This is a genomic window from Streptomyces sp. WZ-12, assembly GCF_028898845.1.
Lineage (GTDB): Bacteria > Actinomycetota > Actinomycetes > Streptomycetales > Streptomycetaceae > Streptomyces.
Window position 1 is genome coordinate 2104365 of sequence record NZ_CP118574.1, and the last position, 26250, is coordinate 2130614.

19 protein-coding genes and 1 pseudogene are annotated in these 26250 nt (G+C 72.6%); 9 read left to right on the forward strand and 11 right to left on the reverse strand.

The window, feature by feature from the left end; translation table 11 throughout:
• Positions 1 to 83: 83 nt before the first annotated feature.
• The 3 genes and pseudogenes from PV796_RS42315 to PV796_RS09050 form a co-directional block, all read right to left on the reverse strand.
• A pseudogene (locus tag PV796_RS42315) lies at positions 84 to 282 on the reverse strand (glyoxalase superfamily protein); the annotation flags it as partial.
• Positions 283 to 897 carry a GNAT family N-acetyltransferase gene (locus PV796_RS09045; protein WP_274912422.1) on the reverse strand — a complete coding sequence of 205 codons (615 nt, stop codon included), beginning with the start codon at positions 895 to 897 and terminating at the stop codon, positions 283 to 285.
• A gap of 146 nt (positions 898 to 1043) precedes the next feature.
• Positions 1044 to 2486 carry a CoA transferase gene (locus PV796_RS09050; RefSeq protein ID WP_274912423.1) on the reverse strand — a complete coding sequence of 481 codons (1443 nt, stop codon included), beginning with the start codon at positions 2484 to 2486 and terminating at the stop codon, positions 1044 to 1046.
• A gap of 310 nt (positions 2487 to 2796) precedes the next feature.
• Here PV796_RS09050 and PV796_RS09055 point away from each other — a divergent pair, with 310 nt between their 5' ends.
• The 3 genes from PV796_RS09055 (at position 2797) to PV796_RS09065 (ending at position 5105) form a co-directional block, all read left to right on the forward strand.
• Positions 2797 to 3480 (forward strand): TetR/AcrR family transcriptional regulator, encoded by a 684-nt coding sequence (locus tag PV796_RS09055; protein WP_274912424.1) that lies wholly within the window; start codon positions 2797 to 2799, stop codon positions 3478 to 3480.
• A 193-nt stretch (positions 3481 to 3673) separates the two neighbouring features.
• Positions 3674 to 4861 (forward strand): cytochrome P450, encoded by a 1188-nt coding sequence (locus PV796_RS09060; RefSeq protein ID WP_274912425.1) that lies wholly within the window; start codon positions 3674 to 3676, stop codon positions 4859 to 4861.
• Between the two features lie 49 nt (positions 4862 to 4910).
• Positions 4911 to 5105 (forward strand): ferredoxin, encoded by a 195-nt coding sequence (locus PV796_RS09065; protein ID WP_274912426.1) that lies wholly within the window; start codon positions 4911 to 4913, stop codon positions 5103 to 5105.
• A gap of 131 nt (positions 5106 to 5236) precedes the next feature.
• Here the strand turns inward: PV796_RS09065 and PV796_RS09070 are convergent, their stop codons facing one another.
• The 4 genes from PV796_RS09070 to PV796_RS09085 form a co-directional block, all read right to left on the reverse strand.
• The gene (locus tag PV796_RS09070) at positions 5237 to 7060 is read right to left on the reverse strand and encodes an alpha/beta fold hydrolase (protein ID WP_274918936.1); all 1824 of its coding nucleotides are present in this window, start codon (positions 7058 to 7060) and stop codon (positions 5237 to 5239) included.
• A gap of 245 nt (positions 7061 to 7305) precedes the next feature.
• Positions 7306 to 8694, reverse strand: coding sequence for a M20/M25/M40 family metallo-hydrolase (locus tag PV796_RS09075; protein ID WP_274912427.1), 1389 nt, complete (start codon positions 8692 to 8694; stop codon positions 7306 to 7308).
• A complete protein-coding gene (locus PV796_RS09080) occupies positions 8687 to 9520 on the reverse strand; it encodes a M55 family metallopeptidase (protein WP_274918937.1) in 834 nt (277 codons plus the stop codon). Before PV796_RS09080 ends, PV796_RS09075 begins: the two co-directional genes overlap by 8 nt.
• A gap of 569 nt (positions 9521 to 10089) precedes the next feature.
• Positions 10090 to 10596, reverse strand: a complete 507-nt coding sequence (locus PV796_RS09085) for a PadR family transcriptional regulator (RefSeq protein ID WP_274912428.1) — start codon at positions 10594 to 10596, stop codon at positions 10090 to 10092.
• A gap of 759 nt (positions 10597 to 11355) precedes the next feature.
• Between PV796_RS09085 and PV796_RS09090 the strand changes: the two genes are divergently transcribed.
• The 3 genes from PV796_RS09090 to PV796_RS09100 all read left to right on the forward strand — a co-directional run bounded on the left by PV796_RS09090 (position 11356) and on the right by PV796_RS09100 (position 15053).
• Positions 11356 to 13038, forward strand: a complete 1683-nt coding sequence (locus tag PV796_RS09090) for a glycoside hydrolase family 13 protein (RefSeq protein WP_274912429.1) — start codon at positions 11356 to 11358, stop codon at positions 13036 to 13038.
• A 365-nt stretch (positions 13039 to 13403) separates the two neighbouring features.
• The gene (locus tag PV796_RS09095; RefSeq protein WP_274912430.1) at positions 13404 to 14297 is read left to right on the forward strand and encodes a serine hydrolase; all 894 of its coding nucleotides are present in this window, start codon (positions 13404 to 13406) and stop codon (positions 14295 to 14297) included.
• A 21-nt stretch (positions 14298 to 14318) separates the two neighbouring features.
• On the forward strand, positions 14319 to 15053 hold the full coding sequence (locus tag PV796_RS09100; protein ID WP_274912431.1) for a Clp protease N-terminal domain-containing protein: 735 nt from the start codon (positions 14319 to 14321) through the stop codon (positions 15051 to 15053).
• Positions 15054 to 15242: 189 nt separating this feature from the next.
• Here the strand turns inward: PV796_RS09100 and PV796_RS09105 are convergent, their stop codons facing one another.
• The 3 genes from PV796_RS09105 to PV796_RS09115 form a co-directional block, all read right to left on the reverse strand.
• On the reverse strand, positions 15243 to 17732 hold the full coding sequence (locus PV796_RS09105; protein WP_274912432.1) for a SpoIIE family protein phosphatase: 2490 nt from the start codon (positions 17730 to 17732) through the stop codon (positions 15243 to 15245).
• A 128-nt stretch (positions 17733 to 17860) separates the two neighbouring features.
• Complete coding sequence (locus PV796_RS09110; RefSeq protein ID WP_274912433.1) at positions 17861 to 20350, reverse strand: MFS transporter; 2490 nt, start codon at positions 20348 to 20350, stop codon at positions 17861 to 17863.
• A gap of 251 nt (positions 20351 to 20601) precedes the next feature.
• The gene (locus tag PV796_RS09115) at positions 20602 to 21045 is read right to left on the reverse strand and encodes an SRPBCC family protein (protein WP_274912434.1); all 444 of its coding nucleotides are present in this window, start codon (positions 21043 to 21045) and stop codon (positions 20602 to 20604) included.
• A gap of 173 nt (positions 21046 to 21218) precedes the next feature.
• Here PV796_RS09115 and PV796_RS09120 point away from each other — a divergent pair, with 173 nt between their 5' ends.
• Positions 21219 to 22247: an Rv2578c family radical SAM protein gene (locus PV796_RS09120; RefSeq protein WP_274912435.1), complete on the forward strand. Its 1029-nt coding sequence runs from the start codon at positions 21219 to 21221 to the stop codon at positions 22245 to 22247.
• A 379-nt stretch (positions 22248 to 22626) separates the two neighbouring features.
• Entirely contained in the window at positions 22627 to 23151 is a 525-nt protein-coding gene (locus PV796_RS09125; protein ID WP_274918939.1) for a GNAT family N-acetyltransferase, read from the forward strand.
• A gap of 18 nt (positions 23152 to 23169) precedes the next feature.
• Here the strand turns inward: PV796_RS09125 and PV796_RS09130 are convergent, their stop codons facing one another.
• Positions 23170 to 23847: a HEAT repeat domain-containing protein gene (locus tag PV796_RS09130; protein ID WP_274912436.1), complete on the reverse strand. Its 678-nt coding sequence runs from the start codon at positions 23845 to 23847 to the stop codon at positions 23170 to 23172.
• Between the two features lie 447 nt (positions 23848 to 24294).
• Here PV796_RS09130 and PV796_RS09135 point away from each other — a divergent pair, with 447 nt between their 5' ends.
• Positions 24295 to 26121 (forward strand): 3-hydroxyacyl-CoA dehydrogenase family protein, encoded by a 1827-nt coding sequence (locus PV796_RS09135; RefSeq protein ID WP_274912437.1) that lies wholly within the window; start codon positions 24295 to 24297, stop codon positions 26119 to 26121.
• Positions 26122 to 26250 lie beyond the last annotated feature (129 nt).

Here is a 26250-nt window from a genome sequence, read left to right on the forward strand (position 1 = left end):
CGACTCGTTGAGGCGTGATCCGGGTTGCCGAACGGGGCGGTCAAGGTGAGGCAGGTCCTGAACTCGTCCTCCTCCAGGCCGGGCCGAGGGTACGGGTAGTCCTTGGCGGGCAGTTCGGCGTGCAGGGCCCGAACCCCGGTCAGCTCGACGTGGATGGTGGAACCGGGGCGCGTCGCCGTGGTGCTCCGAGGGGTGGAGGACCAGGCCGTCGCGGGAGATCCGGGTGGAGAGCGGCGTTCCCGGCTCGAAGCGGTGCTCCCGCCCGCGCGCCCCGGGAGCCACTCACTCCGCTTCGCCACCCTTCGGGGTGTCCCGTTCCGCCCGGTTACCGTCCAGATCGGCCTGATCGTCGGTGTCCTCCCGGAGCATCTCGCAGGTGATGGCCCAGCGTTCGTGGTCACGCCAGGCGCCGTCGACGAAGAGGAAGTCCGGCGAGAAGCCCTCCAGACGGAAGCCCGCGCGCTCCACCAGGGAGATGGACTGCTTGTTGGACGGCTGGATGTTGGCCTCCAGGCGGTGCAGGCCGAGCGGCCCGAAGGCGTGGCGGAGCACCAGCCGCAGGCCCTCGCTCATCAGGCCGCGCCCGGCGGCGGGCGCGAACGCCCCGTAACCGATGGCACCGCAGCGGAAGGCGCCGTGCACGATGTTGTTGATGGTCAGGTAGCCCGCGATGCGCCCCGTGTTGTGCTCGCAGATCAAGTAGCCCTCGCGCAGCGGCTCCTGGAGCCGCGCCAGGTAGTCGTCGTACGCGCCGTCGGTGGCCGGGGGGAACAGCCACGGGCGGTGCAGGTCGACGCTCTGCCTGGCGAGGGCGGTGAACTCCTCGCGGTCGTCGGCGGTGAAGGGGCGAATACCCGTCCTGGGGCCACGCACGAGATAGCGGTCGGTGCTCGTCATCAGCAGATCCTACGAGGGGCGGTGGCACCGGACCAGCCGTCCCCTCTTCCGGGTGGCACACCGCCCGGCCGTCGGCTCCGGTTAGCCGTGGGCCACCCGGGCCGACGGCGCCGGTGCGGCGCCGAACGGGAACGTGCCGGAATCGTTCAGCGCCACACGGGCGCGTCACTCCCGCAACGTCCGGGCGGCGCCGTCCAGTTCACCGGACCGCCGTCGAAGGTCACCGGGGGCAGGGCGTGCCGCAGCCGCCCAACGGGGCTGTCGGTTTCCCGGAGATAGCGGTCGGGGTCGTAGCCCGGGGAGGGGGCGGGGGCCGTCGCGCCCTCATGGGTGGGCAGTTCGCTCTTGTTCCCCAGGTCGTGCACGAGCCAGCGTGCCGTACGGGCCAGCGCCAGCGTCGCCAGGTGCGAACCGCCCGTCCGGGACTGCTCGGTCAGTGTCCGCAGCACCGCCGCGGCCAGGAGGTACCCGGTGCCGTGGTCCAGTACCTGGGCGGGCAGCGCGCCCGGAGTGCCGGCGCCGTCCGCCTCGATGGCGGCGATGCCGGTCGCCACCTGGACGACGCTGTCGAAGCCGCGCCGGCCGCCCCAAGGGCCGTCGTCGCCCCAGGCGGAGAGCCGCGCCACGACCAGCCCGGGGCGGCGCTCCGCGAGGGCCTCGGGGGCGAGCCCGAAGCGGTCCAGGGCACCGGGGCGGTAGCCGGTCACCACCACGTCCGCCTCGGCCAGCAGCGCCTCGAAGGAGGCGCGGCCGCTGGGCGAACCCAGGTCGAGCGCGGCAGAGTGCTTGCCGAATCCGGTGTCGCGGTGGGCGTCCTGGCTCTCCGGGAGCTGCGGGGCGTCGATGCGCAGGACGTCGGCGCCGAGGAGGGCGAGCGTACGGGTGGCGACCGGGCCGGCGATCACCCGGGTCAGATCCAGGACGCGCAGCCCGGCGGCGGGTAGCACCGGGTCGCCTGCGCGGGCCGGCAACGAGCGCGGCGGGGCGCCGGAACCGAGCGTCTCCCGCGTCAGCAGCGGGTGTCGGGCGACGGCGGTGCCCTGCGGGTGGGCGGACCACTCCTCGGGGGTGCGGGCGGCGATCGCCAGTCCGCCGGCCGCGTAGACGGCGTCCTCGACCTCCTCGGCCCGCAGGCCGGCGATCACGGCCTCGACATCCGCGGGCTCGGCGGTATCCGGGAGGCCCAGTGTGCGGAGCAAACGGGCGCGGTGGTGCGGGTAGTTGGCGTGGGTGCGGAGCCAGCCGTCGGAGGCGCGCCAGAAGCGGGAGAGCGGCGCGAAGGTCGAGGGGGCGCGACCGTCGATGCGCAGGTGCCGCTCGCTGACGAAGGCGGTGGCCACCGCGCCGTCGTCGACCCGTACGGCGCGCAGCGGGCCTCCGTCGCGCGCGGCGGCCAGTTCGGCCGCGGCCAGGGCGCAGGCGGCGACGGTGGCGCGGGCCAGGTCCATGGCCGGGAGTCGGGCCGCCAGCAGGCCGGGCGGCTTGGTGTAGGAGATCCGTTCCGTCAGCCCGGGATCGCCGTCGAGCGCGGCCCAAGCCTGGTCCGTACCGAGAGTCCGTCGCCGTCCCGTGTCATCGCGTTGCGCCATAAACCGAGTCTGGCACTGAGTGTCATCCTTGACCAGAGGGTGACCCCTCGGGACGCCGGACTGCGGGAAGTTGCCGATGACGAACACGGAGGCGACGCGCGTGAACGGGGGCCTGCACGGCGACGGTCGACGCACTCCGGACAGGCACGCCGACACGGCACCGCGTGCCAGCCTGGCGCACCACCCGTCCACTCCACGCAACCCGATGACCTTCATCGCTCCGCCTTACCGCCGGCGGGAGTTGGGGCATCGCGCGTCATCCACAGGACGTCGTCGCACGATGGCGCACGGAGTGACCGTACGCTAGCGTATGGTCATGGTACGAAAACGGGCGAAGGGGACCAACGACGGTGCCGCACGGCAGCGGTTGACCGCGCGGGACTGGGCCGACGCGGCCCTGGCCGCGATGGGCGAGGGCGGACTGGCGGCGGTCGCCGTGGAGCCGTTGGCGTCCCGGTTGGGCACCACCAAGGGCAGCTTCTACTGGCACTTCGCCAACCGAGACGCACTGATCGAGGCCGCCCTGGACCGCTGGGCGCAGGCCCGCACCGAGGCCGCGATCGCCGAGCTGGCGGACGAGCGGGATCCGGGCGAGCGACTCCGCGTGCTGTTCCGGCGGGCGACCCGCCGGGCGCCCGGCGACCCTCTGGAGGTCTCACTGCTGGCCTCCGCCGCGGACCCACGGGTGGCGGCCGCGCTTGCCCGGGTGGCCGACCGCCGGATCGGCCATATCGCCGCCCTCTTCGCCGAGTTGGGCTTCCCCGAGGACGAGGCGCACCGTCGGGGCCTGCTCGCCTACACCACGTATCTGGGGCACACCCAGCTCAGCCATGCCGTGCCGCGGTCCCTCCCCGACGGCGCCGCGCGCGAGCGTCACGTGGACGCGGTTCTGGAAACTCTGTTGCGTCCAGCGGGAACGCCGGGGACAGTTTCGGACGTTCAACCATCGAAGCCTCAGCACCGAGCGACGGAGACCACCGCCGAGAGGGGATGAGAGCGCATTCGAGCACCCAACGGGACCACATGCGCGCCGCGTTGATCGACCGGCGCGGAGCCGCCCCCCGTCCACCGCACACCCTGGAGATCAGCGCGGCCCCTCACACTCGCACGGGGGACGGCACGTCACGCGACGTCCGTCGGTGACGTCCCCCTGGTGAGCGCATCACCTCACCCGCACGGGAGAAACCGTGAGCGAAACCATCCCCTTCCCCCAGGACCGCACCTGTCCCTACCACCCGCCGGCCGCCTACCGACCGTTGAGCGAAGACGGCCCGCTCTCCCACGTTTCCCTCTTCGACGGCCGCACCGTCTGGGCGGTGACGGGTCACACGCAGGCGCGGGTCCTGCTGAGCGATCAACGACTGTCGGCCGACCGGCAGAACCCGGCGTTCCCCGTCCTGATCGAGCGCTTCGCGAACATCCGGCGGGTGCGGACCCCGCTGATCGGCGTGGACGACCCGGAGCACAACACCCAGCGGCGGATGCTGATCCCCACCTTCAGTCTCAAGCGGACCGCCGCGCTCCGGCCGGAGATCCAACGCATCGTGGACGACCTGCTGGATCGGATGCTGGCGCAGGGCCCGCCCGCCGAGTTGGTCTCCGCGTTCGCGCTGCCCGTCCCGTCGATGGTGATCTGCGCGCTGCTCGGCGTCCCGTACGCGGACCACGAGTTCTTCGAGGAGCGGTCCCACCGCCTTCTGCGCGGGCGTACGGCCGAGGAGGGCGAGCAGGCCCGATGCGAACTGGAAGGGTACTTGGCCGACTTGATCGCCCGTAAGGAGGCGGAACCGGGCGACGGACTCCTGGACGAGCTGATCGACAACCAGCTCCGGGCCGGAGCGCTGGAACACCAGGAACTGGTCCGCCTGGCCATGGTGTTGCTGATCGCCGGCCACGAGACCACCGCCAACATGATCTCCCTCGGCACCTTCACCCTGCTCGAACACCCCGACGCGCTGGCCCAGTTGCGGGCCGACGACAGCCTGATCCCGGGCACCGTCGAGGAGTTGCTGCGTTTCTTGTCCATAGCCGACGGCATGGTGCGGGTGGCGACCTCCGACATCGAGATGGCCGGCCAGACCATCCGCGCCGGCGACGGCGTGCTGTTCCCGACGTCGCTGATCAACCGCGACGAGACGGCCTATCCGTCGCCGGACGAACTGGATCTGGGGCGCTCGGCGCGCCACCATCTCGCGTTCGGCTTCGGCATCCACCAGTGCCTCGGCCAGAATCTGGCCCGCGCCGAGATGGAGATCGCGCTACCCTCCCTCTTCAGGCGAATCCCCGATCTGCGACTCGCCGTGCCGGCTGCCGAGATTCCCTTCAAGCCGGGAGACACTCTCCAAGGAATGGTCGAACTGCCGCTCGCCTGGTAGCGCCGATCGGCACCACCGGGGGTGGCTCGTCAACGAAAGGGGTCCGGTCATGCGGATCACCATCGACAAGGACGTCTGTATCGGCTCCGGCCAGTGCGCCCTCACCGCGCCGTCGGTGTTCACCCAGGACGACGACGGATTCAGCGCGCTGCTGCCGGGCCGCGAGGACGGCGGGGGCGACCCGCTCGTTCGGGAGGCCGCCCGCGCCTGCCCCGTGCAGGCCATCGAGGTCACGGAGGACTGACGCCGCACGACCGTCCGCGAACCGCGTCGACGAACGGCCGCGCCCCCAATCGCCCCGCGGTGCCGGGCGACCGCGGCCCGCCGGACGCGTACCGCCGCTGACTCCGCCACGTACGCCAGCCATCCCTTCCGCTACGGCACGGCCCCCTGGGTGACGGGGAGTTCGAGCATCCCGGTGTCCCCCGGCGCACTGGTGACCGTCACCCGCTTCGCCCCGCGGTTGCCCACGTAGGCGGAGTCGCTCGCGGCGATCACCAGCCGCAGCCGGTGCCCCGGTTGGTAACGGTGCACGATGCCCGGGAGTTCCACGGTGAACCGCCGGGTCACATCGGGCACCCGGGCCGGGGCCACCAGCCGGTGCACCAGCGTCTTCTCCCCGTCCGGCGCGATGTCATAGAGCTTGGCGAAGAGCACCAACTTATTGGCCGCGTCCGAGGAGTTCTGCACCCGCTCGGCCTGCGGCGAGACCACCCGCAGCGTCAGCTTCGGTGCGCCCACCACTTCCAGCGGTCGTCCCTGAACCGGCGCCGAGGTCCAGGCCAGGTAGGTGCCCTCGATGTCGTACGGCTCCGGGTCAGGGAAGCCGACCATGCCGGCGAGCGAGTTTTCCGAATGACTGGTGGGCACCCGCAGGTTGCGGTACTCACCGCTGTCGCGGACCACCTCGCCGCGGTCGTCGACCAGCTTGCCGTCCCCGGACAGGTAGAGCCGGCGGCTGCCGCCCGCGGGGAAGGCGGACGAGGTGGCGTAGGCGGGGCCGTTGGTCATCCAGTCCCGGTAGTACGCGAAGGCCGGCCCGGTGGCGGCGGCCGCCTGGTGGCGGAGATAGCGGTCGAACCAGGAGAGGATCCGCTGGCCGACGTAGCTGGTCTCCAAATTGCCCTTGGCCAGGTCGAGTTCGCCCCCGGCCGGGTCCTTCATCCCGCCGCTGTGGCCCCAGGACTGCCAGATCATCTTGACCGGAGTGCCCTGGTCGGCGAGGGTGCGGTAGGTGGCCGCGGCCTCGTTGAGGTTGAAGAGGGTGTCGGCCTGGCCCTGGACGAGCAGCGTGGGCGCCTGCACGGACTTCAGATAGGCGACCGGGGAGACGCTGCGCGCGTACTGGAGCACTGCCCGGGTCCTGTCGGCCGGGTACTGGTGGGAATCCAGCAGGCGCTTGGTGCGGCAGGCCGACGCGACGAAGTGCAGACAGCCGGCGCTGCCGGCGCGCGACAGGCTCAGTCCCGGGTGGAGCAGCCCCTGCGCCTCCCCGAGGAGGAAGAACGCGTTCGTCCATTGGTACTTGTACGCACCGGGCAGGGGGTCGCTGACGCCTTGCGTGCGGTCGGCGTTGTTCGGGTCGAGGGAGTAGGACAGGTCGTTCCAGGTGACCAGCGGGACCAGTGCGTCGATGCGGTGGTCGACCGCGGCGGTGGCCATCTGGATCGCCCCACCGTACGACCCGCCGATCATACCGACCCGGGGGTCGCCGGGCTTGTCCTTGGTGACGAAGTCGACGCGGGTGCCGTCGTTGGCGGCGCGGGTGCCGGCGAGCAGGTCGACGAGTTGACTGGCCGCCTTGCCGTCGATCTCCGGGTCGTCGAGGGAGATCGGGCAGCCCGTCTTGCCGAAGCCCAGGCCGGAGTAGGCGAGCACGACATAGCCGCGGGCGGCGAACGCCCGCGCGATGGCGTCGGTCGAACCGTCGGCCTTGCTGCCGCCGAAGCCGTTGGTGGTCATCACGGCCGGAGCCGGGTGCGCGGCGTCGACACCCAGCGGGCGGTAGAGGTCCGCGTCCACCTCACAGGTGCGGTCACCGGCCCGCACCGACACCTTCAGCGCGGTGACGTCATACGGCGCGGCGGCGCCACCCGCCACGGCGGCGGGGGCGCTCAGGGCGAGGGGCGCGGTGAGGGCCGTACCGGCCAACAGGGCGAGGGAGGTGCGGACCACGGGGCGGAACGCGACTCGGGACACGTTGGGCACGCAGACCTCCAAATGGGCACGTCGTACCAACCAGTCGGTAACGGCGGGCTCATGGTGTGACACAAGCAACGGGCAAGTCAACGCTCACGGCATGCGTCGGTGATAGGACGTCAGTTCAGCTCCCTGGGTGCGGAGATGGGGTGAAACTCCGGGCGGGGAGGGTGTTGGAAAGGCCGCGGGTGGAGCGGCCGATCGTGGGCCGGCCGGGCCGTTGGGCGGGCCGGCCGGCCCCGTCGTCAGACGGTCGCACCTCCGCTTCCCGGCACTCCGCGTAGGAAGTGATCCAGCACGCGGACACCGAAGTGCAGGCCCTCCACGGGAACCCGTTCGTCCACGCCGTGGAACATCTCCTGATAGTCGAAACCCTCGGGCAGCTTCAGCGGTGAGAAGCCATAGCCGACGATGCCCAGGCGGGAGAACTGCTTGGCGTCCGTACCCCCCGACATGCAGAACGGCACGGTGTGGCCATGCGGATCGAACCGCTCGATGCCGGCCCGCATCGCGGCGAACGTCGGGGAGTCCACCGGGGCCTGGAGCGCGACCTCGCCGTGGTGGTAGTCCCAGGTGACGTCGGGGCCGGTGAGTTCGTCCATGGTGGTGCGGAACTCGGCCTCGCCCCCAGGGACGACCCTGCCGTCCACGTAGGCGACGGCGGACCCCGGGATCACATTGACCTTGTAACCGGCCGTCAGCATCGTCGGGTTGGCGCTGTTGCGGACCGTGGGCTCGACCAGCTTGGCGGACGGCCCCAGCTTGGCGAGCAGGGCATCGACGTCCACGTCGGCCCGCTCGGGGTCGATGTCGAGGTCGTGCAGCGCAGCGAGTTCGCGCAGGGCGGCGCGGACGGTGGGGGTGAGCCGCACCGGCCAGTCGTGCGCGCCGATCCGGGACACCGCGTCGGCCAGCCGACTGACCGCGTTGTCGCGGTTGACCTTCGAGCCGTGTCCGGCCCGGCCGTGGGCCGTCAGCTTCAACCAGGCGGTGCCACGCTCCCCGGCCGCGATCGGATAGATCCGCATCCCGCCGCCGGCGTGGAAGGTGAACGCCCCCGACTCGCTGATGCCTTCGGTGCAGCCTTCGAAGAGGGCCGCGTGGTGGTCGGCCAGGAACCCCGAGCCGTCCTCGGCGCTGGCCTCCTCGTCGGCGGTGAACGCCAGCACGATGTCGCGCCGGGGACGCACTCCACTGCGGGCCCACTGCCGGACGACCGCGAGCATCATGGCGTCCATGTCCTTCATGTCGACGGCGCCGCGGCCCCAGACCACGCCGTCGCGGACCTCTCCCGAGAAGGGGTGGACCTGCCAGTCGGCGGCCTCGGCCGGGACCACGTCCAGGTGCCCGTGCACCAGCATCGCGTCGGCGGACGGATCGCTGCCCTCGATGCGGGCGACGACGTTCGTGCGCCCCGGGGTGCGCTCCAGTAGGACCGGCTCGATGCCCGCGTCGGTCAACTGCTCGGCGACGTACTCGGCGGCCGGACGCTCCCGGCAACTGCCGTCGCCGGCATTGCTGGTGTCGATCCGGATCAGCTCCGAGGTGAACCGGACCACCTCGTCGAGCGCCTGCTGATCGACCGCCCCGGAATCCGGGTCGGTCCCGTGCTCCGCCAGCTCTTTCTCAGCCATATTGTTCCTCCACGGCGGACGAGACGACGGTGGTGACCGCCTTGAAACACCGGATGGCTTCGTACATGTCCTGACTGGTATACGCGGCGCGGCGCTCAGCACTGCGCTCCACGCCGGGCACGCATGTCGCCGCCCCCACCAGATGCTCCGCGTCGAACTCCAACTCGAAACGGAACGGGCCGCCGTGGACCGGCTCGTGACGCACCGCGAGCGCCACGCCCTCGCGGGCCGCGACCCGTATCTCGGCCGCCGTACGGGCCGGCGGCCGGCACACCGCCGCGTAACGCGACACGTAGTCCTTGACCGCCACGGCAGGTGCCCTTGGGGCGTACCCCTGAGCGTCCACACAGGTCCGGTCGTCTCCCGTCACCAGCACCACGGGCACGCCGTACTCGGCCACGACCAGAGAGTTGAGGTAACCCTCGCTGGCCCGCGTGCCGTTGACCCAGACGCCGGTGAGCGTGTTGGCGAGGTAGGTGTGGGCCAGCACGCCCTCCGTCCCGGCGCCGGCGTGGTAGCCGACGAAGGCGATGCCGTCGACGTCGCCGTACTGGACGCCCTCGACCATGCTCAGCGCCTTATGACGTCCCGTCAGCATTTCGGCGCGCTCGTCGAGCTGCTCCAGCGGGAGATTACGCATCGTCCAGTGGGCCTCGTTGACGAGGACCTCGTCGGCCCCGCCCTCGAAGAACCCCGCGATGGCGGCGTTGACGTCCGAAGTGAACATGTGACGGCAGCGCTCCCACTGCGGCGTGCCCGGCAGTACATCGGCGGGCCACGTCACGCCCGTGGCACCCTCCATGTCCGCGGAGATCAGGATCTTCACGTCTATCAGTCCCATCGCAGGTGAGAGGCCGTGCGCTCAGCTCTTGAACGATCACGTTACGCGGCCACGAACACCCGTGCCAGGGCTGTGGATAACTCCGGAGGTCTACACCACTGGAGACCAACTGCGGGGCTGGGTGGGGGTGTTCGGCGGGGCGCGCGTTCGCGTGTCGCGTCCGGCCCGCCCACCCGCCCCTCCAGACCCGCCCACCCCCCGAAGGGGGGTGGGCGGCGGGGAAAAAACAAACCTTAGGCAGGGTCGCGGCAGGGTCGCGGCAGGACGCACGGCAGGGAGCGCAGCGGAAACCGCGACAGGGGGCACAGCGGGAAGCGCGACAGGGCGCAGCGGAAACCGCCACAGGGGGGCACAGCGGGAAGCGCGACAAAGTGCGCAGCAGCACGCACGGCCGGGAGCGCAGCAGGATGTGTGGCACGCAGTGCAGCAGGAGGCCCGGAAAGAAGCGCAGCAAGGAAGCCCGGAAGGAGGCGCACCAAGTCGACCGGCGGGAAACGCCTCAGCACCCACCACCCCGCGTCAGGGGCTGCCGTGACGCGCGGAGGGGGCGCGGTTCACTCCAGTTCCTCCTGGCAGCGGTCCAGCCACTCCAGGTCTGCCTGGAGGTGCAGGAGCGCGCCCTCTATCAGCAGGTGCGCGACCCGGTTACCCCGGTCTTCGGAGGCCGCCAGACGGGAGAGTTCCCGCATGGTCTTGAGGTAGTGCCGGCGCTGCTTGTTGATCAGGGCTATCTGGCTGGCGGCCCCGGCGCGGGAGGCGAGCGCGAGCTTGATGAAGAACTCGTCGCGGACCCGTGGTGCAACCGTGGCGTCGCCAAACCACGCGCGCACCGCCTCCCGACCGGCCTCGGTGATCCGGTAGATGCGCTTGTTCGGACGGTCCAGTTGCTCGACCTCCTCGCCCACGATGAGGCCCGCCTTCTCCAACCGCCCCAAGGTGACGTAGATCTGGCCGACGTTCGGCTGGGGATAGCCCGCGCCCAGGAGCGCCTCCAGGGCGTGCTTGAGTTCGTAACCGTGCGCGGGCCCGTTGACCAGCAGTGCCAGGAGTGGCAGCCGCACGCTTTCCCTCTCCCTGTGCCCTTGTTGACCGTGTCAATCGTCCGACCGTAGCCCGGTCCCGTCCGGCGGAGGCCCTACTGGCGGCCGTTCGCCCCGGAGGGGCCGGCAGGCCAGCGTCCCGTTTGGGAGGTCTCCCCCAGGAAGACTTGCCCTGAGGGCCACGACCCGGAGGTCTTTCTTTAAGTTTTTCGGCTCCTACTGTCCGTCCCCTGTGGGCAACAGGTATACACGCGCGTTGTCGACGAGCTCCGCCGGCCCCTGGGCGCGCCCTCCTCCCGCCGGGCGCGGTGCACCGCCCCTCGTCGCTCCTCCATATCCGCCCCGGTGCCCACCCCACCGCTTCCCGCCATCCGGCACACCCATCCCGACATGCGCCACCCCACCACCCCAACTCCCTCCCTCCAGCCCCCGGTTCTCACATCCCGAACGCCCGCCTCGAACCTCGCCCCCTCACCCCAGCGCCCGATACCCAACACCCCACCCCGCTCCCCTGACCACACCCCACCCCTCCCATCACGCACCGCCACCCTCTACTCGCCTGCTGTATACGGGAGTTGAGGATGAACGGAAGAAACCAACATCCCATCGGGTGTGATTTGGCAGTGGAGTTGGGCGCCATACGCCACAAATCCGGGCACGTATCGTTCGACTTCCGTCATTCCGTTGACACCGAAAAGATGCGGCTACCTAACATGCATGCATCACAGCAACTCGCAAGTTGCCGCGCCGACTTGCACCGTAAGAAGTGGATCCCGGCAGATGCTCACAGCCACCGCAGATCGCGGCCACCCGACCCCCGCCCAGGACACGGCCCAGCGCTGGTGGCGCGATGCGGTCATCTACCAGGTCTACGTACGCAGCTTCCGCGACACCACGGGAGACGGCATCGGCGACCTGGCCGGGGTCCGCGGCGGACTGCCGTACCTCAAGAAGCTGGGCGTGGACGGGGTGTGGCTCAGCCCGTTCTTCCCGTCGCCGCAGCACGACCACGGTTACGACGTGGCCGACTACCGCGACGTGGAGCCGGCGTACGGCGACCTCAACGAGTTCGACCGGCTGGTGGCCGACGCGCACCGGCTCGGGCTGAAGGTGCTGCTGGACATCGTCCCCAACCACTGCTCCAGTGAACACCCGTGGTTCCGGGAGGCGTTGGAGGAGGGGCCGGGCGGACCGGCGCGTTCCCTGTTCCACTTCGCGGACGGACGCGGGGAGGCCGGGGAGCTGCCGCCCAACAACTGGCGGGCGATGTTCGGCGGGCCCGCCTGGTCCCGCATCACCGAGGAGGACGGCACCCCCGGGCAGTGGTACCTCCACATGTTCACGCCCGAGCAGCCCGACCTGAACTGGCGCAACCCCGAGGTGGCGGCCGACTTCGACAAGGTGCTGCGCTTCTGGCTGGACCGTGGGGTGGACGGCTTCCGGATCGACGTGGCGGCGGGGCTGTTCAAGCACCCCGAACTCCCCGACTCCCCCGACCCGTCGGCCGACGAACGCACCCGCGACTCGGTCAACCCGCTGGCCTGGAACCAACCCGAGGTGCACCAGGTATGGCGTGACTGGCGGGCGCTGTGCGAGGAGTACACCGCCCGGGACGGTCACGACCGGCTCCTGGTGGGCGAGGTTTCGGTGCGCACCCCGATGGAGCAGGCCGCGTACGTCCGCCCCGATGAGCTGCACCAGGCGTTCTTCTTCCACCTGTTGACCGCGCGGTGGGACGTCGACCTCTTCCGGAAGGTCATCACCGAGGCGTTGACCGACATCGCCAACACGGGGTCGACCGTCACCTGGGTGCTCAACAACCACGACCAGGTGCGGACCGTCACCCGTTACGCGGGCGAACCGGGCACTCCGGAGGCCGCGTTGGGCCCGGCCCGGGCCCGTGCCGCGGCGCTGCTGATGCTGGCCCTCCCGGGGGCCGCGTACGTCTACCAGGGCGAGGAGTTGGGCCTGCCGGAGGTCGACGACCTGCCGGACGAGGTGCTCACCGACCCGATCTTCCACCGGACGGGCAGCCGGCAGCACATCCGGGACGGCTGTCGGGTGCCGCTGCCCTGGTCGGGAGAGGCGGCCCCGTACGGCTTCAGCCCGGCCGAGGGGGCGCGGAGCTGGCTGCCGCAGCCCGCGTCGTTCGCGGCGCACACCGCGGACCGGGCGGTGGCCGACACGGGGTCGTTCTGGCATCTGTACCGCGAGGCGCTCCAGTTGCGCCGGGGCCTGCCGCAGCTCGGCGACGGCACGCTGCGCTGGTTGGAGTCGGAGCCGCAGGTGTTGACGTTCGTCCGGGGCGAGGGGCTGGTCTGTGCGATCAACTTCGGGACGGAGCCGGTGCCGGCCCCGGTGACCGGGACGCCGCTGCTGGCCAGTGGTGACTGCCCGGCGGGAACGCTCCCGGGGGCCACGGCCGCGTGGTGGATGGACCCGGCCCAGCCGTTGCTCCCGTAGGCGGGCGACGGGGCGGAGCAGGGCGGGAACGGGGGCGGGGGGTGAGGTGCCGGCCCCCGCCCCCCTCTGCCGGCGCCCTGCCCGCCATGTCCGTTTGGCGAATGTCACACGCGGTCGCCCTTCTCAATGCGGACCGCCGGCCCGCACGCTTGCGGAGTGCCCGCTTCCAGGGCACCGGCGTCGCTTCCTCGCCACTGCTGGTGGGATACCGGGCGGGCCTCCCGTAGGGAGGCCAGGCGGGCGGCGCACCCAGTGGGACAGGACCTACGCCCATGCACGGATCACGCATCACCCATCGCTCGCGTCGGACACGTTGGGTGTTCGGAAGGCTCTGGACGCGTTTGACGTGGCGCGCGCGTCGCGGATTGGCCGCCCTGGTGGCCGCCGCGGCGACGCTCACCGTGCTGGGCGCGGCGGGGCCCGCTTCGGCGGGCACCGGCGGCGACACCGTGGACGGCGCCAAGGTCGTCTGCACCTCCGACCGGCCGGGCCTGGCCGACGCCCTCTCCCGTGACATCGCCGGCGCGCTCCACGGGCGCGGCGGCACCTCGGCGCTGGCCCTCTACGACCGCCCCTCCGGGACCGACTGCGAGTTCCAGGCCGGCACCCACTTCGACTCCGCGAGCATCATCAAGGTCACGGTCCTGGGGGCGCTGCTGCGGCAGGCGGCGGAGGCGCACCGCGGGTTGACGCCGCACGAGGTCGAGTTGACCACCGCCATGATCACCGAGTCGGACAACGCCTCGACCAACGCCCTGTGGCACCGGATCGGCCGGGCCGGCATCCAGCACTTCCTGGACCTGGCCGGCATGCGTCACACCGTGCCCGGTGCGGACGGCGCCTGGGGCCTCACCCAGATCACCGCCAACGATCAACTCACCCTGATGCGGCTGCTGTCGACGGACAACGCGGTGCTCGACCCGGCGTCCCGGGGCTACGCACTCGACCTCATGCGGAAGGTCGCCCCGGACCAGCGCTGGGGCGTCCCCGCCGGGGCACCCGCCTCCACGACCGCCCACCTCAAGAACGGCTGGCTGCCGCGCCCCCAGGACGGCTGGCGGGTGCACAGCATCGGCTCGTTCGACGGCAACGGCAACGACTACGCCATGGCCGTCCTCTCCAGCGGCAACGACACCATGCGTGACGGGGTGGCCACCGTGGAGGCGGCCGCCAAGGTCATCCACCGGGACCTGGCCGGCGGCGGTCGGCCACCGGGGCACGACGCGAAAATCGTCAACCAACGGTTGACGGGTGCCTGATCGTCAACCTATGGTTGACGCATGACGGAACCCGTAGGCATGACGCATCCCGTTCGCCTCGACGATCTGATCGAGGCCATCAAGAAGAACCGCTCGGACGTACTGGAGCAGCTCTCCGACGCCGTGCTGACGGCGGATCACCTCGGCGAGGTGGCGGACCACCTCATCGGGCACTTCGTGGACCAGGCCCGCCGCTCGGGCGCGTCCTGGACCGACATCGGCCAGAGCATGGGCGTCAGCAAGCAGGCCGCGCAGAAGCGCTTCGTCCCCAAGGGACCGGCCGGCGGCTCCGACTTCGACGTCAGTCAGGGCTTCAACCGGTACACCGACCGGGCCCGGAACGTGGTGGTGGCCGCGCAGAACGAGGCCCACGAGGCCGGCAACACCGAGATCCGCCCCGAGCACCTGGTGCTCGGGCTGCTCCGCGAGCCCGAGGGGCTGGCGTTCCGGGCCCTGGTCGCGCAGGGCGTGACCGCCGAGGCGCTGCGCGAGGCGGCGACCGCGACGCTGCCGCCCGCGGTCGACACGCTGCCCGCCCTCACGCCGTTCGACGTCCAGTCCCGCAAGGCGCTCGAACTCACCTTCCGCGAGGCCCTGCTCCTGGGCCACAACTACGTCGGCACCGAGCATCTGCTGCTGGCGCTGCTGGAGTTGGAGAACGGCTCCGGTCCGCTCACCGGTCTCGGCGTCAACAAGGCGGCCGCCGAGGCGTTCATCGGCAAGGAGTTGGCCGCGATCCTCGCCGCCCGGCAGTAGTAGTAGCCGGGCGGGGCAGGCGCAGAAGGGGCGCGGGGCGACCCAGGGGAACGGGCCGCCCGGTGGGCTCCAGGGGACGACCGCTAGCCCCCTGGGGCCTCGCTCACCCGGCCACCACCCCCTGCGAAGGCGGTTCGATCAGGGCACCGTCCGCCCCGTGTTCGCCAGGGCTTCTCCCGGACCGCCCGTTCAGTGCCGTCCGCGCCGCGTCGCCCCGGGGAGCGACTGTTCGAACCAGACCGTCTTGCCGGTCGTGGTGCGGCTCGTCCCCCATTCCCGGGCCAGCCGGCTCACCACCCTCAGGCCGCGCCCGAATTCGGCGTCGGCCTCCGCGTCCAGCAACTGCGGCAGGGCGTGGTCGTCGTCCGAGACCTCGCACAGCAGGGCGTCGGCGTGTACCAGGCGCAGCACCAACCGCTCGGTGTGCGCGTGTTGGACGGCGTTGGTGACGACCTCACTGACCAGGAGTTGGGCGGTCTCGACGGCCGACGGCAGGCCCCAGGCGGTGAGTTGCCCGGCGACCAGCCGACGGGCCCGGCCGGCCTCCCGCGGGTCCAGCCGCAGCCGCCATTCGGCGACCGACTCCGGCGGGATGCCGTTGAGTCGGGCCATCAGCAGCGCCACGTCGTCCTTGCGGTCGTCGGTGACGTTCAGCGCCCGGATGATGGCGTCGCACGCGTCGTCCATCGAGGCGGCGGGGTGCGCCGCGGACTCCGCCAGCGCGGCCAGCCCCACGCCGATGTCCTCGCCGCGCACCTCCACCAGCCCGTCGGTGCACAGCACCAGACGGTCGCCGGGCGCCACCGGGACCGTCATCGCCTCGAAGGGCACCCCGCCGACGCCGATGGGCGCGCCGGTGGGCAGCCGGAGGAGTTCGCTGCGGCCGTCCGCGGCGCGGACCAGTACCGGCGGGACGTGCCCGGCGTTGGCGAGGGTCAGCCGCTGGCCGATCGGGTCGTAGACCGCGTAGAGGCAGGTGGCCAGGTAGGTGTCGCCGAGCCGCTGGGCGAGGTCGTCGAGGCCGCGCAGGAGCTGGGCCGGCGGCATGTCGATGGCGGCCATGGTCTGTACCGCGGTCCTCAACTGGCCCATCATCGCTGCGGAGTTCAGGCCGTGGCCCATGACGTCGCCGACCACCAGCGCGGTGCGGGAGCCGGGCAGCTTGATGGTGTCGAACCAGTCGCCGCCGACCCGGCCGAGGTGGGTGCCGGGCAGGTAACGGGTGGCGGTGTCGCAGCCCGGCATACGGGGCACGATCTGCGGCAGCATGCTGTTCTGGAGCGTCTCGGCGACGTTCTCCTGGAGGGTGTACATCCGGGCGTTGTCCAGTACGAGGCCGGCGCGGGCGGCGAGTTCGGCTCCCGTTACCCGGTCCATGTCGTTGAACTCCGTGCGCGCCGGGTGCCGCAGCAGGATCATGAAGCCGAGCACCACGGTGCGCGCCTTGAGGGGGACGACCAGCAGCGACCGGCCGTTGATCAGCGGGCTGATGTCGCGCTTCTCGAACTGCGCGGCGATGGCGTTGGCCAACTCCTCGGTGATCCGCGGGATCAACACCGGCTGCCCGGTGGTCATGCACTGGAAGAACGGGGTGTGGACGGGGAACGGCATCGACTCGCCGACCGGGACGACGTCGTCCCAGCGGCCCGGCTCGTCGTTGTGCTCGACGGCGACGCGGTGCCACAGGGTGGTGGCATCGGGCGGGCCGTCGGGGAACCCCTCGCCGGCCACGACCTGTTCGCGCAGGTAGGTGCCGGCGACGTCGGTGAAGCGGGGCACGACGGCCTGGCTGACCTCCTCGATGGTGCGGGTCAGGTCGAGCGAGGAGCCGATCCGGCCGCTGACCTCGTTGAGGAATTCCAGGCGTTCGCGGACCGCCGCGTGTTCGAGGTCCGGCTCCAGTTCGGCGGCGCCCGCCGGCTTCCGCTCGGTCTCCGCCGCCCGTTGGAGTCGGGCGCGCCGCTCGACCCGACGGGGCACGCCCCAGTCCGGCGTCACCGGGACCCGCTCCCGCTGGCTGATCTCCAGTACGGGATAGCCGAGTTCGAGTACCCGGGCGACGATCCGGGCGCTCTCTCGGGGGTTCATGCTCGGCAGGATGTCGGGCAGCCGCCGGGCCAGTTCCCCGGCCCCGGGGAAGTCGGTGTGGAGCGCGAAGCCGGGCGCATGGCGGCGCCGGTCGGCCCCGTGGTCGCCGGGATCGTCGGCGCCCGGCAGCCGGGCGGCGTCCGCGGCGAGGACGAGCAGCCGCTCGGGCCCGGGGCCGGCCAGGGGGTAGGCCCACCACAACAGGTCCACCAGGCCGGCCCCGGCGGCCATCCGGGCCCGGCCCGCCGTGGGGTACGTGGCGCCGCCCCCGAGGTACGCCGCGAGCCCGTGTGCCTCCGGCAACTCCCCCAACGGGTCGCCGAGATCGGCCGGATCGGCCCCGGGGCCGTCCCACTCCTTGGTGCCGAGGGCACCGCTGACCGGTAGCAGGTCGACGGCGGGGGCGCCCACCGCGTCCTCCTTGGCGGCGCCGAACAGCCGGCGTGCGCCGGTGCTCCAGTGGGAGATCAACCCGTCGGCGTCCACCACGACGACGGCGAGCGGGATCCGGCCCGGGATCGCCGCCCGTGGCGCGGGCACCTCGGGCACCGGGTCGGAGTGGTCATCGCCTCGCGCCTGGCCACGCTCCATGGGCGGTTGCTCCTTCGTATGCACCGATCTTGCACCACCGACACCAAGGTACGACCGCGGGCGGATGCGGCGGGTGGCATTCCGCGAAGAGGGCGTGCGCGGGCGCATGCGCGAGTGAGGACGTCGCGTCAGTCCTCGTGCCCCAGTTGGAGGTCCCGCTCCGTCCGGCCGCCCCCCGCGACCCGCAGCACGGTGGCGACCGGCGGGTATCCGGCGGCGATCACGGTGTACTCGCCGGCCGAGAGGTCGACGAAGCGGAACAGCCCGTCGGGGCCGGTGGTCGCGGTGTCCACGACGTTGCCGGCGGCATCGAGGAGGGTGACCCGGGCGTCCTCCACCGGGCGCCCGTCGCCGGCCCGTACGGTGCCGCGCAGCACGGCGCCGCCGGCCAGTTCGATGTCCTGGCGGGTTTCGCGGGACGCCTGGACGCTGACCGGGAGCGCGGCCGGGCGGAACGCCGGGGCGCTGGAGGCCAGGGTGTACTCCCCGGCCACCAACTCCCCGATGACATAGCCGCCTTCGCGGCCGCTGCGGGTGGTGGCCACCACCTCGCCGCGGACGTCGGTGAGGGTGACCATGGCGTCGCGGACGGGGGTGCCGTCGGCGGTGGTGACCGTGCCGGCGAGCCGTCCGGCGCCGCCGAGCACCACGTCCAGCTCCACCGGGCGCTCGCCGACGGTCACGGTGACGGCCTGCGGCTGGTGGCCGCCGGCGGCCGCGATCAGCACGTAGGCGCCGGCCCCCGGGGTGCTCAGGGCGTACCGGCCGTCCTCCCCGGTGGCGCCGCGGCCGATCTGCCGGCCGGCGACGTCGATGAGGGTGAGCGCGGCGCGCGGCACGATGCTGCCGTCGTGGTGCTGGACGGTGCCGCACATCGGGACGCCGGCCGTCGCGGGCGCGGGCGCCCCGGCGTACGCCGGGCGGCCGGTCGGGTAACCGTCCCCGTTGGCCGCGGGGTTGGCCGGGGTGTCGGCCGCGGAGCGGGCCGGTGGGACGGCGGGGTCCGCGGGGTCGCCGTACGGCGGGAATGTGGTCGGTGAGGTCTGTGGGACGTGGGACACCAGGGTGTTCTCTTTCCGGAAGAGGGCGAGCAGGATGCCCAGGACGAGGGCCGGGGCGAGGAAGAGGAGGCTGCCGGGCACGGCCTCGGCGTAGGCGGCGAGGGCGCCGTAGCCGTCCCGCAGCGCGGCGGGCAGGGCGTGTGGCAGGTGCGGGCCCACGAGCCCGCCGGGGAGCGGAAGTTGGGCGCCGAGGCGGTCGACGAGCAGCGCGGCGGCGAGGGCCGCGCCGATGCCACCGCCGAGCCGCCGGAGGCAGACGAGGGCGCCGGCCGGGTCGGGGTCGGGCACGCGGGCGCGGACGGCGCGCACCAGCACCGGCAACACCAGCCCGAGTCCGAGGCCCAGGAGGCCGGCCCACAGGCCGAGGGCCATCCGGGAGGCGCCCGGGCGCGGGTGGCCCAGGAGCCAACTGCCCGCCGCTGCCGCCGCGCAGCCCAGGAACGGGAAGACCATGACGTGGCTGGTGCGGCGGATGATCCGGTCGGCGGTGAACCAGGCCAGCAGCAGCGCGCCCGGCAGGGGCAGCATCGACAGCGCGGACGCGGTGGCGGTGGGGCCGCCGGCCGGCGGCAGGGCGGCCGGGAGGTGGCGGAGCGCCCCGTAGAGGGCGAGGCCGAGGGCCGCGGCAACCAGGCCGGTGCGTCCGAAGAGCACCTCCCGGAGCAGCCGGGGCGGGATCAGCGGCGCGGTGACGAGGCACTCGACGACGGGGAAGAGTGCCGCGGCGGCCAGTGCGCCGCCTCCCAGGCCGAGGACCAGCGGCGCGTCCCAGGGGTAGCGGGTGCCGCCCCAACTGGCCAGCAGGGTCAGGCAGATGGCGAGGGCGGCGAGGAGCAGCGCGCCGACGAGGTCGGGGCGGGGGCGGCGGCCGGTAGGCCGGGACAGCCGTAGCGCGGCCGCGGCAACGGGGAGGAGCAGCAGGCCGAGCGGCACGTTGAGAGTGAGGCTCCAGCGCCAGGCACCGTGGTCGGCGCAGTATCCGCCGACCAACGGGCCGACGAGCAGCCCCACGGCGTAGGTGACGGCGACGGCCGTGCTCCGGCCCCGGCCCGGCCCCTGGTGCGGCGTGGTCTCGGCGAGGGTCGCGTGGACCCCGCTCAGCAGGCCGCCGGCGCCGAGGCCCTGGAGGGCCCGGAACGCGAGCAGTTGGGGCGGCGCGTGCGTCGCCCCGGCCAGCCCCGCACCGACGGTGAAGACCAGCAGCGCGAGGAGCAGGGCGCCCTTCTTGCCGAGCAGGTCGCCCAGCTTGCCTCCCAGGGGCAGGCCGACGGCCGTGGCCAGGAGGCAGGTGGTCACCACCCAGAACGCCGTTGGGTGGCCGGGCAGTTCGGCGGTGAGGGCCGGGAGCGCGGGGACGACGGCGGTCTGGCCGAGGGCCGCGGGCAGCACCAGCGCCAGCAGCACCGGGAGGGGCGCCCTCGGCGGCCGGGGGCCGGAGAGGGCCTTGGGTGGCCCGGCGTTCGCCGGCTCGGCCGGTTGCGGCGCCGGGTCCGCGGTCGCCTCGGCGGCGGTCGGCCCGTCCGGCCGGTCCCGCTCGCTCAGGGTGGTCCCGCCCACGTCCTGCTCCCCTCGTCACGCTGCTGCGGGCGCCCATTTCTCGCACCGGCGACAACAACGATCAAGCGAGGAGAATCGGAACAGGAGGGGCGGGAACGGACGTCAAGTGCCGCATCTGGGGCGCCTCTTGGGCTCCCATCTGGGGTTTCCGCCGACGGGCCGGCCGAAAGCACGGACGACGCCGCCCGAGGGAAACCACCCGAACCGGTGAGCATGACCGCTCCCCGAACGGGTTACGGCGGGAGCCGCCCTCACTTCTCCATGTGGGCCGCGAGGTTGGCGAGGATCGCGTCGTAGATCCGGCCAAGTCCCTTGGGGGCGAAGGTCCGCTCGAAGAAGCCGCCGATGCCGGTGGCGCCCTGCCAGGTGGTGGTGACGACGACCTTGGCGCGGTTCTCGCCGGCCGGGGTGACGACCCAGGTGGTCACCATCGAGGAGTTGCGGTCCTTCTCCACCAACTGGCCGTCGGTCGGCTCGTCGACCTCCAGCAGGCAGTCGCGCACCCGCTTGCTGGTGGCCTGGAGCTTCCAGTGGACGAGGGTGCCCTTGCCGTCGCCGCCCTCACGGACCTCGTACTCGCTGAACTGCTCGGGCAGCAGTTGCCGGCGCGTGCCGCTGTAGTCGGCGAGCGCGTCGAACACATCCTCCGGATCCGCCGCGATCTCGCGCTGCGTGGTGGCCTCTACCTGCCCCATGTGTGCCTTCCTCCAGTAGTCGGCTGCCGGACCTGCGTGCGCCGCCAACCTGCGGTGCGCGGCCAAGCCAACCACCACTGGGCAGCGGGCCCAAATCCGGGTTGACACCCCGGAAGCGAATGTGTGTTCTATTATCGACCCGGGGGCTCGGCAGGATCGCAACAGGAGGCCCGATGCGCTGGGACAATCTGGGCGAAAGCCCATCCGCGCTGTTCGGCACGGATGTCGTCACCCGAACGGTGGACACCCCCGAGTTCCGCGGCATCACCTTCCACGAGGTGCGCGCCCGCTCCCTGGTGAACCGCGTCCCGGGCGCCTCCCGGATGCCGTTCGAATGGACCGTGAACCCGTACCGCGGGTGCAGCCACGCCTGCGTCTACTGCTTCGCGCGGAGCACCCACGGCTACCTCGACCTGGACACCGGCCTCGGCTTCGACACCCAGATCGTGGTCAAGGTCAACGGCCCCGAACTGCTGCGCCGGGAGCTGGCCGCACCCCGTTGGCGCGGCGACCACCTCGCGATGGGCACCAACGTCGACTGCTACCAACGGGCGGAGGGCCGCTACGCCCTGATGCCCGGCATCATCGCGGCGCTGCGGGACCGCGCCAACCCGTTCTCGATCCTCACCAAGGGCACCCTGATCCTGCGCGATCTGGAACTGTTGCGGCAGGCCGCCGGCGTCACCGACGTGGGCATCTCGGTCTCCGTCGGCTTCCTCGACGGCGAGTTGTGGCGCACCGTCGAACCGGGCACGCCCGCCCCCGGGCGCCGCCTGGACGTGGTGCGCACCCTCACCGCCCACGGCATCCCCTGCGGAGTGCTGATGGCCCCGGTGATCCCGTTCCTGTCCGACACCCCGGAGCAACTGCGGGCCACCGTCCGGGCCGTCGCCGAGGCGGGCGCCGACTCGGTCACGCCGCTGGTGCTGCATCTGCGGCCGGGCGCCCGCGAGTGGTTCCTGTCCTGGTTGGGCCGTCACCATCCGCACCTGGTGCGCCGCTACGAGGCGCTCTACGCCGGCGGCGCGTACGCGCCCAGGTGGTACCAGCGCCGGATCACCCGGCAGGTGCACGAGTTGGCGGCCGAGTACGGCCTCGGGCCGTTCCGGCCGGGTCAGGCGCGGCGGATCCGGCCGGAGCCCGCACCGCCTGCCGAGACGGACGAACCGACGCCTGAGGCCACGCAGTTGACGCTGCTGTGAGGCGCCGGACGGGCCCCTGCGCGCCCGGGCGGGCCCGGCGCGACTTTCAGGGACCGGCGGCGTCCAGGGCGCGCGCCAGGCGGTCCCTGGCGGCCGTGCCCGGTGCGCGGCGCCCCGGCGGTCTCCAGAGGTGTGAGTGCCATGCCGGAAGCCTCGGACCCTGACCCCAGGGGCAAGGTCACGTGCGGTGTCCAGGAGGCGTTCCCCAGGAGTGGCCGGGCGGACCGAAATCGGATTGACCGGCGTCCACGACGGACCGGACCCTCGACGGAATGTGCCGGACGGGGAGGCGGATGTCGTGGAGACCGCGATGCGGGGGACGGATGGGGCTGATGAGGGGATGGCGGTGCGGCCGGAGCGGGGGTTGCGGGTACGCGAGATGGCGGAGGCCGATGTCGACGCGGTCGCGGAAGTACGGGTCCGTGGTTGGCGGTCGGCGTACCGGGGGCTGATGCCACCGGCGTACCTGGCGGCGCTGAGCGTGGCGGAGGACGCCGAGCGGCGGCGGGAGTGGTTCGCGCGCCGCCGGCCCGAGGCGTGGGAGCTGGTGGCCGAGCGGTCCGGCAAGGTCGTCGGTTGGCTGGCCGCCGGACCGGCCCGGGATCCCGATCTCGCGCCGGGCGGCGGGGAGTTGTCCGGCCGCTCGCCCGCGGCCGAGCTGCTGGCCCTCTACGTGGCGCCGCCGCTCATCGGGACGGGCGTCGGCCGGGCGCTGTTGGCCGCCGGGACGGCCCGGGCGCGGGCCCGGGGCTTCGGCGCGCTGTCCCTGTGGGTGGTGCGCGGCAACGCCCGTGCCCAACGCTTCTACGAGCGGGCCGGGTTCGCACCGGACGGGGCGGAGCGGTCCGACGACGTGGCCGGTTGGCGCGTTCCGGAGCTGCGCTACCGGCGCCCGCTCCCGTAGGGCGGTGGCCCCGTGCCCCTAGGCGACCGGGCCGGCACGGCCGGCCTCTCCTGGCGCCCTGTCGGCGGCCCAGCCGCTGACCACCCCCGGTGGGTCCTCGTGGACGCCGAGGCGGGCCAGGGATGCCGAGGCGGCCGCGGCCAGCCGGGGATGGGCGGCGGCCGCCCGCAGCGCCGGCACGGCCCGCTTGTCGCCGAGCGCGCCCAGCCCCTCCACGCAGGCCAACGCGACCCGCCAGTACGGGTTGTGCGGGGTCAACAGCCGTTCCAGGGTGGCGATCAGTGCCGGGACGGACTGCGGGGCGCGGAGTTCGGCGAGCAGGCGGACGGGGTGCAGGGCGTAGGCGGTGCGCAGCGGGTTGGTGGCCAGGGCCGCCGCGGCCCGGGCGGTGCGCGGGTCGCCCAGCTTGCCCAGGGCGTGGGCGGCGGTGGCGCAGCGGACCGGTTCGCGGTAGTTGAGCAGCAGGACCAGGGTCTCGAAGGCGCGTTTGTCGCCGGCGCAGCCCAGGATGAAGGCGGCGATCTCCCGTGCCCACAGGGGGCGTTCCACCGCGGTCAGTATCCGGGCGAGTTCCTCGCGGCCGGCCGGGGTGTTCTTGCGGGCCAGCCCGAGCAGCCGCTCGTAGGCGACCAGATCCTGCGGGGAGCGGAGTTCGGCCCGCACCCGGTCCGTCAACTCATGGAATTCGTCTTCCATTTACCGCTCCCCTCCCGCTGGCCGGGCCGGCTCTCCCGGCGTGGCCCGCACCACAACCTCATGCCCCGCATTACCCCTGGCGCTTCGGTTACCCACCGGTTAACCTGCTTCAACGAGCAGCACCCCTGCTCGGGCGGCCTGGTGACGCAGCCGCCGGAGTGTGACGTCGGTTCGGCACACCGCAACAGCACCACGCGTGCGCGGGCACGACAGCCCCGCGCGCGGCATCCACACAGCACGCCCCTCAGGGGGGAAGCAGCGCGGCCTCGGGACAGGGTCCGCCGCGCTCCTCCACAGTAGGCGCCGCCCGCGGTGCCGTGGCTCCCGCGGCCCAACCGCCGCCGGTAGACCGCGCGTTGCCGCAGTGTTCCGCGCCGTGCGCCAGCCCCTTCAGTCGTCACGTTCTCCCCTTGCCCTTACAAGGGGAACACCCTCAGGAGTCTCGTGATGGGCCCTCAGTCCACCCCTGATCTCTCCACCGTCCGCTCCGCGCTGTCCCTGTCCACCGTCGCCGTCGTCGGCCTGGGCACCATGGGCACCGGCATCGCCCAGGTGTTGACCCGCGCCGGCCGCACGGTCATCGGCATCGACACCGACGAGTCCGCGATCCGGCGGGCCCGGGCCGCCCTCGAAACCGCCACCGCCCGCGCCGTGCAGCGGGAGCGGATCACCGAACGGGAGCGGCAGGACGCGCTGTCCCGCTTCCGCACCGCCGGCGATCTGCGGGCCGCCGCCGACGCCGATCTCGTCATCGAGGTGGTGCCGGAGGACTACGACCTCAAGCGGGAGATCTTCGCCGCGCTGGACGGCATCGTGCGCCCGGACACCATCCTGGCCACCGGCACCAACGCGCTGTCGGTGACCCGGCTCGCCGCCGATTCCCAGCGCCCCGAGCGGGTGCTCGGCGTCCACTTCTTCAACCCGGCGCCGGCCATGAAGCTGGTCGAGGTGGTCTCCTCGGTGCTGACCGCGCCGACCGCGGTCGCCGCCGTCACCGACCTCGCCCGCGAGTTGGGCAAGGACCCGATCGCGGTCGGCGACCGCCCGGGATTCGTCGCCGACGGGCTGCTGTTCGGCTATCTCAATCAGGCCGCCGCGATGTACGAGTCGCGGTACGCCACCCGCGAGGACATCGACGCCGCGATGCGGCTCGGCTGCGGCCTGCCGATGGGGCCGCTGGCCCTGCTCGACCTGATCGGCGTGGATACCGCCCGTACGGTCCTGGAGGCGATGTACGCCGAGTCCCGCGACCGGCTGCACGCGCCCGCGCCGATCCTCGGCCAGCTCGCGGACGCCGGGCTGACCGGCCGCAAGGCGGGCCGCGGCTTCTACACCTATGAGGCGCCCGGTTCCGCGACCGTCGTGCCGGACGACCTCACGCCGGCCGGCACCGACGCCGACGGCCGGGCGGCCGGCCGTCCGGTCCGCAGCGTCGGCGTCGCCGGCTCCGGCACGATGGCCAGCGGCATCGCCGAGGTCTTCGCCAAGGCGGGCTTCGCGGTGGTGCTGGCCGCCCGCAGCCAGGAGAAGGCGGAGCGGGCCAAGGCCCGGATCGCCGCGTCGCTGGGCCGCTCGGTGGACAAGGGCCGGCTGACCGCCGAGGCGCGCGACGCGGCGCTGGCGGCGATCACCCCGTCCGGGTCGCTGGACGCGTTCGCCGACGTCGACCTGGCGGTGGAGGCGGTGGCCGAGGAACTGGCCGTCAAACAGCAGTTGTTCCGCACCCTGGACACGGTCTGCAAGCCGGGCGCCGTGCTGGCCACCACCACCTCCTCGCTGCCGGTCGTCGCCTGCGCCCGCGCCACCTCGCGCCCCCAGGACGTCATCGGGATGCACTTCTTCAACCCGGCGCCGGCCATGAAGCTGGTCGAGGTGGTCCGCACCGTCCTCACCGCCGACGACGTGCACGCCACGGTGCGCGCGGTCTGCGCGAAGGTCCGCAAGCACCCGGTGGACTGCGGCGACCGGGCCGGGTTCATCGTCAACGCGCTGCTGTTCCCGTACTTGAACAACGCGGTCAAGATGGTCCAGGAGCACTACGCGTCGCCGGACGACATCGACGCCGCGATGAAGCTGGGCGGCGGCTACCCGATGGGCCCGTTCGAGCTGTTGGACGTGGTCGGTCTGGATGTCTCCCTCGCCATCGAGAAGGTGCTGCACGCCGCGTTCCGCGACCCGGGACTGGCACCGGCGCCGCTGCTGGAGCACCTGGTCGCGGCGGGCTGCCTCGGCCGGAAGACCGGCCGCGGCTTCCGTGAGTACGCCCGGCGCTGACCCGCGGCGGCGCCCCCGGAGCGGGGGCGGGTGGGGCGGACTGCTGGAGCCCTCGGCCGGCGGCCCGCCCCAGGTCACGCGGGTCGGAGCGGCACCTCATGCCGCAGGACGCAGGAATATGCAGTACCT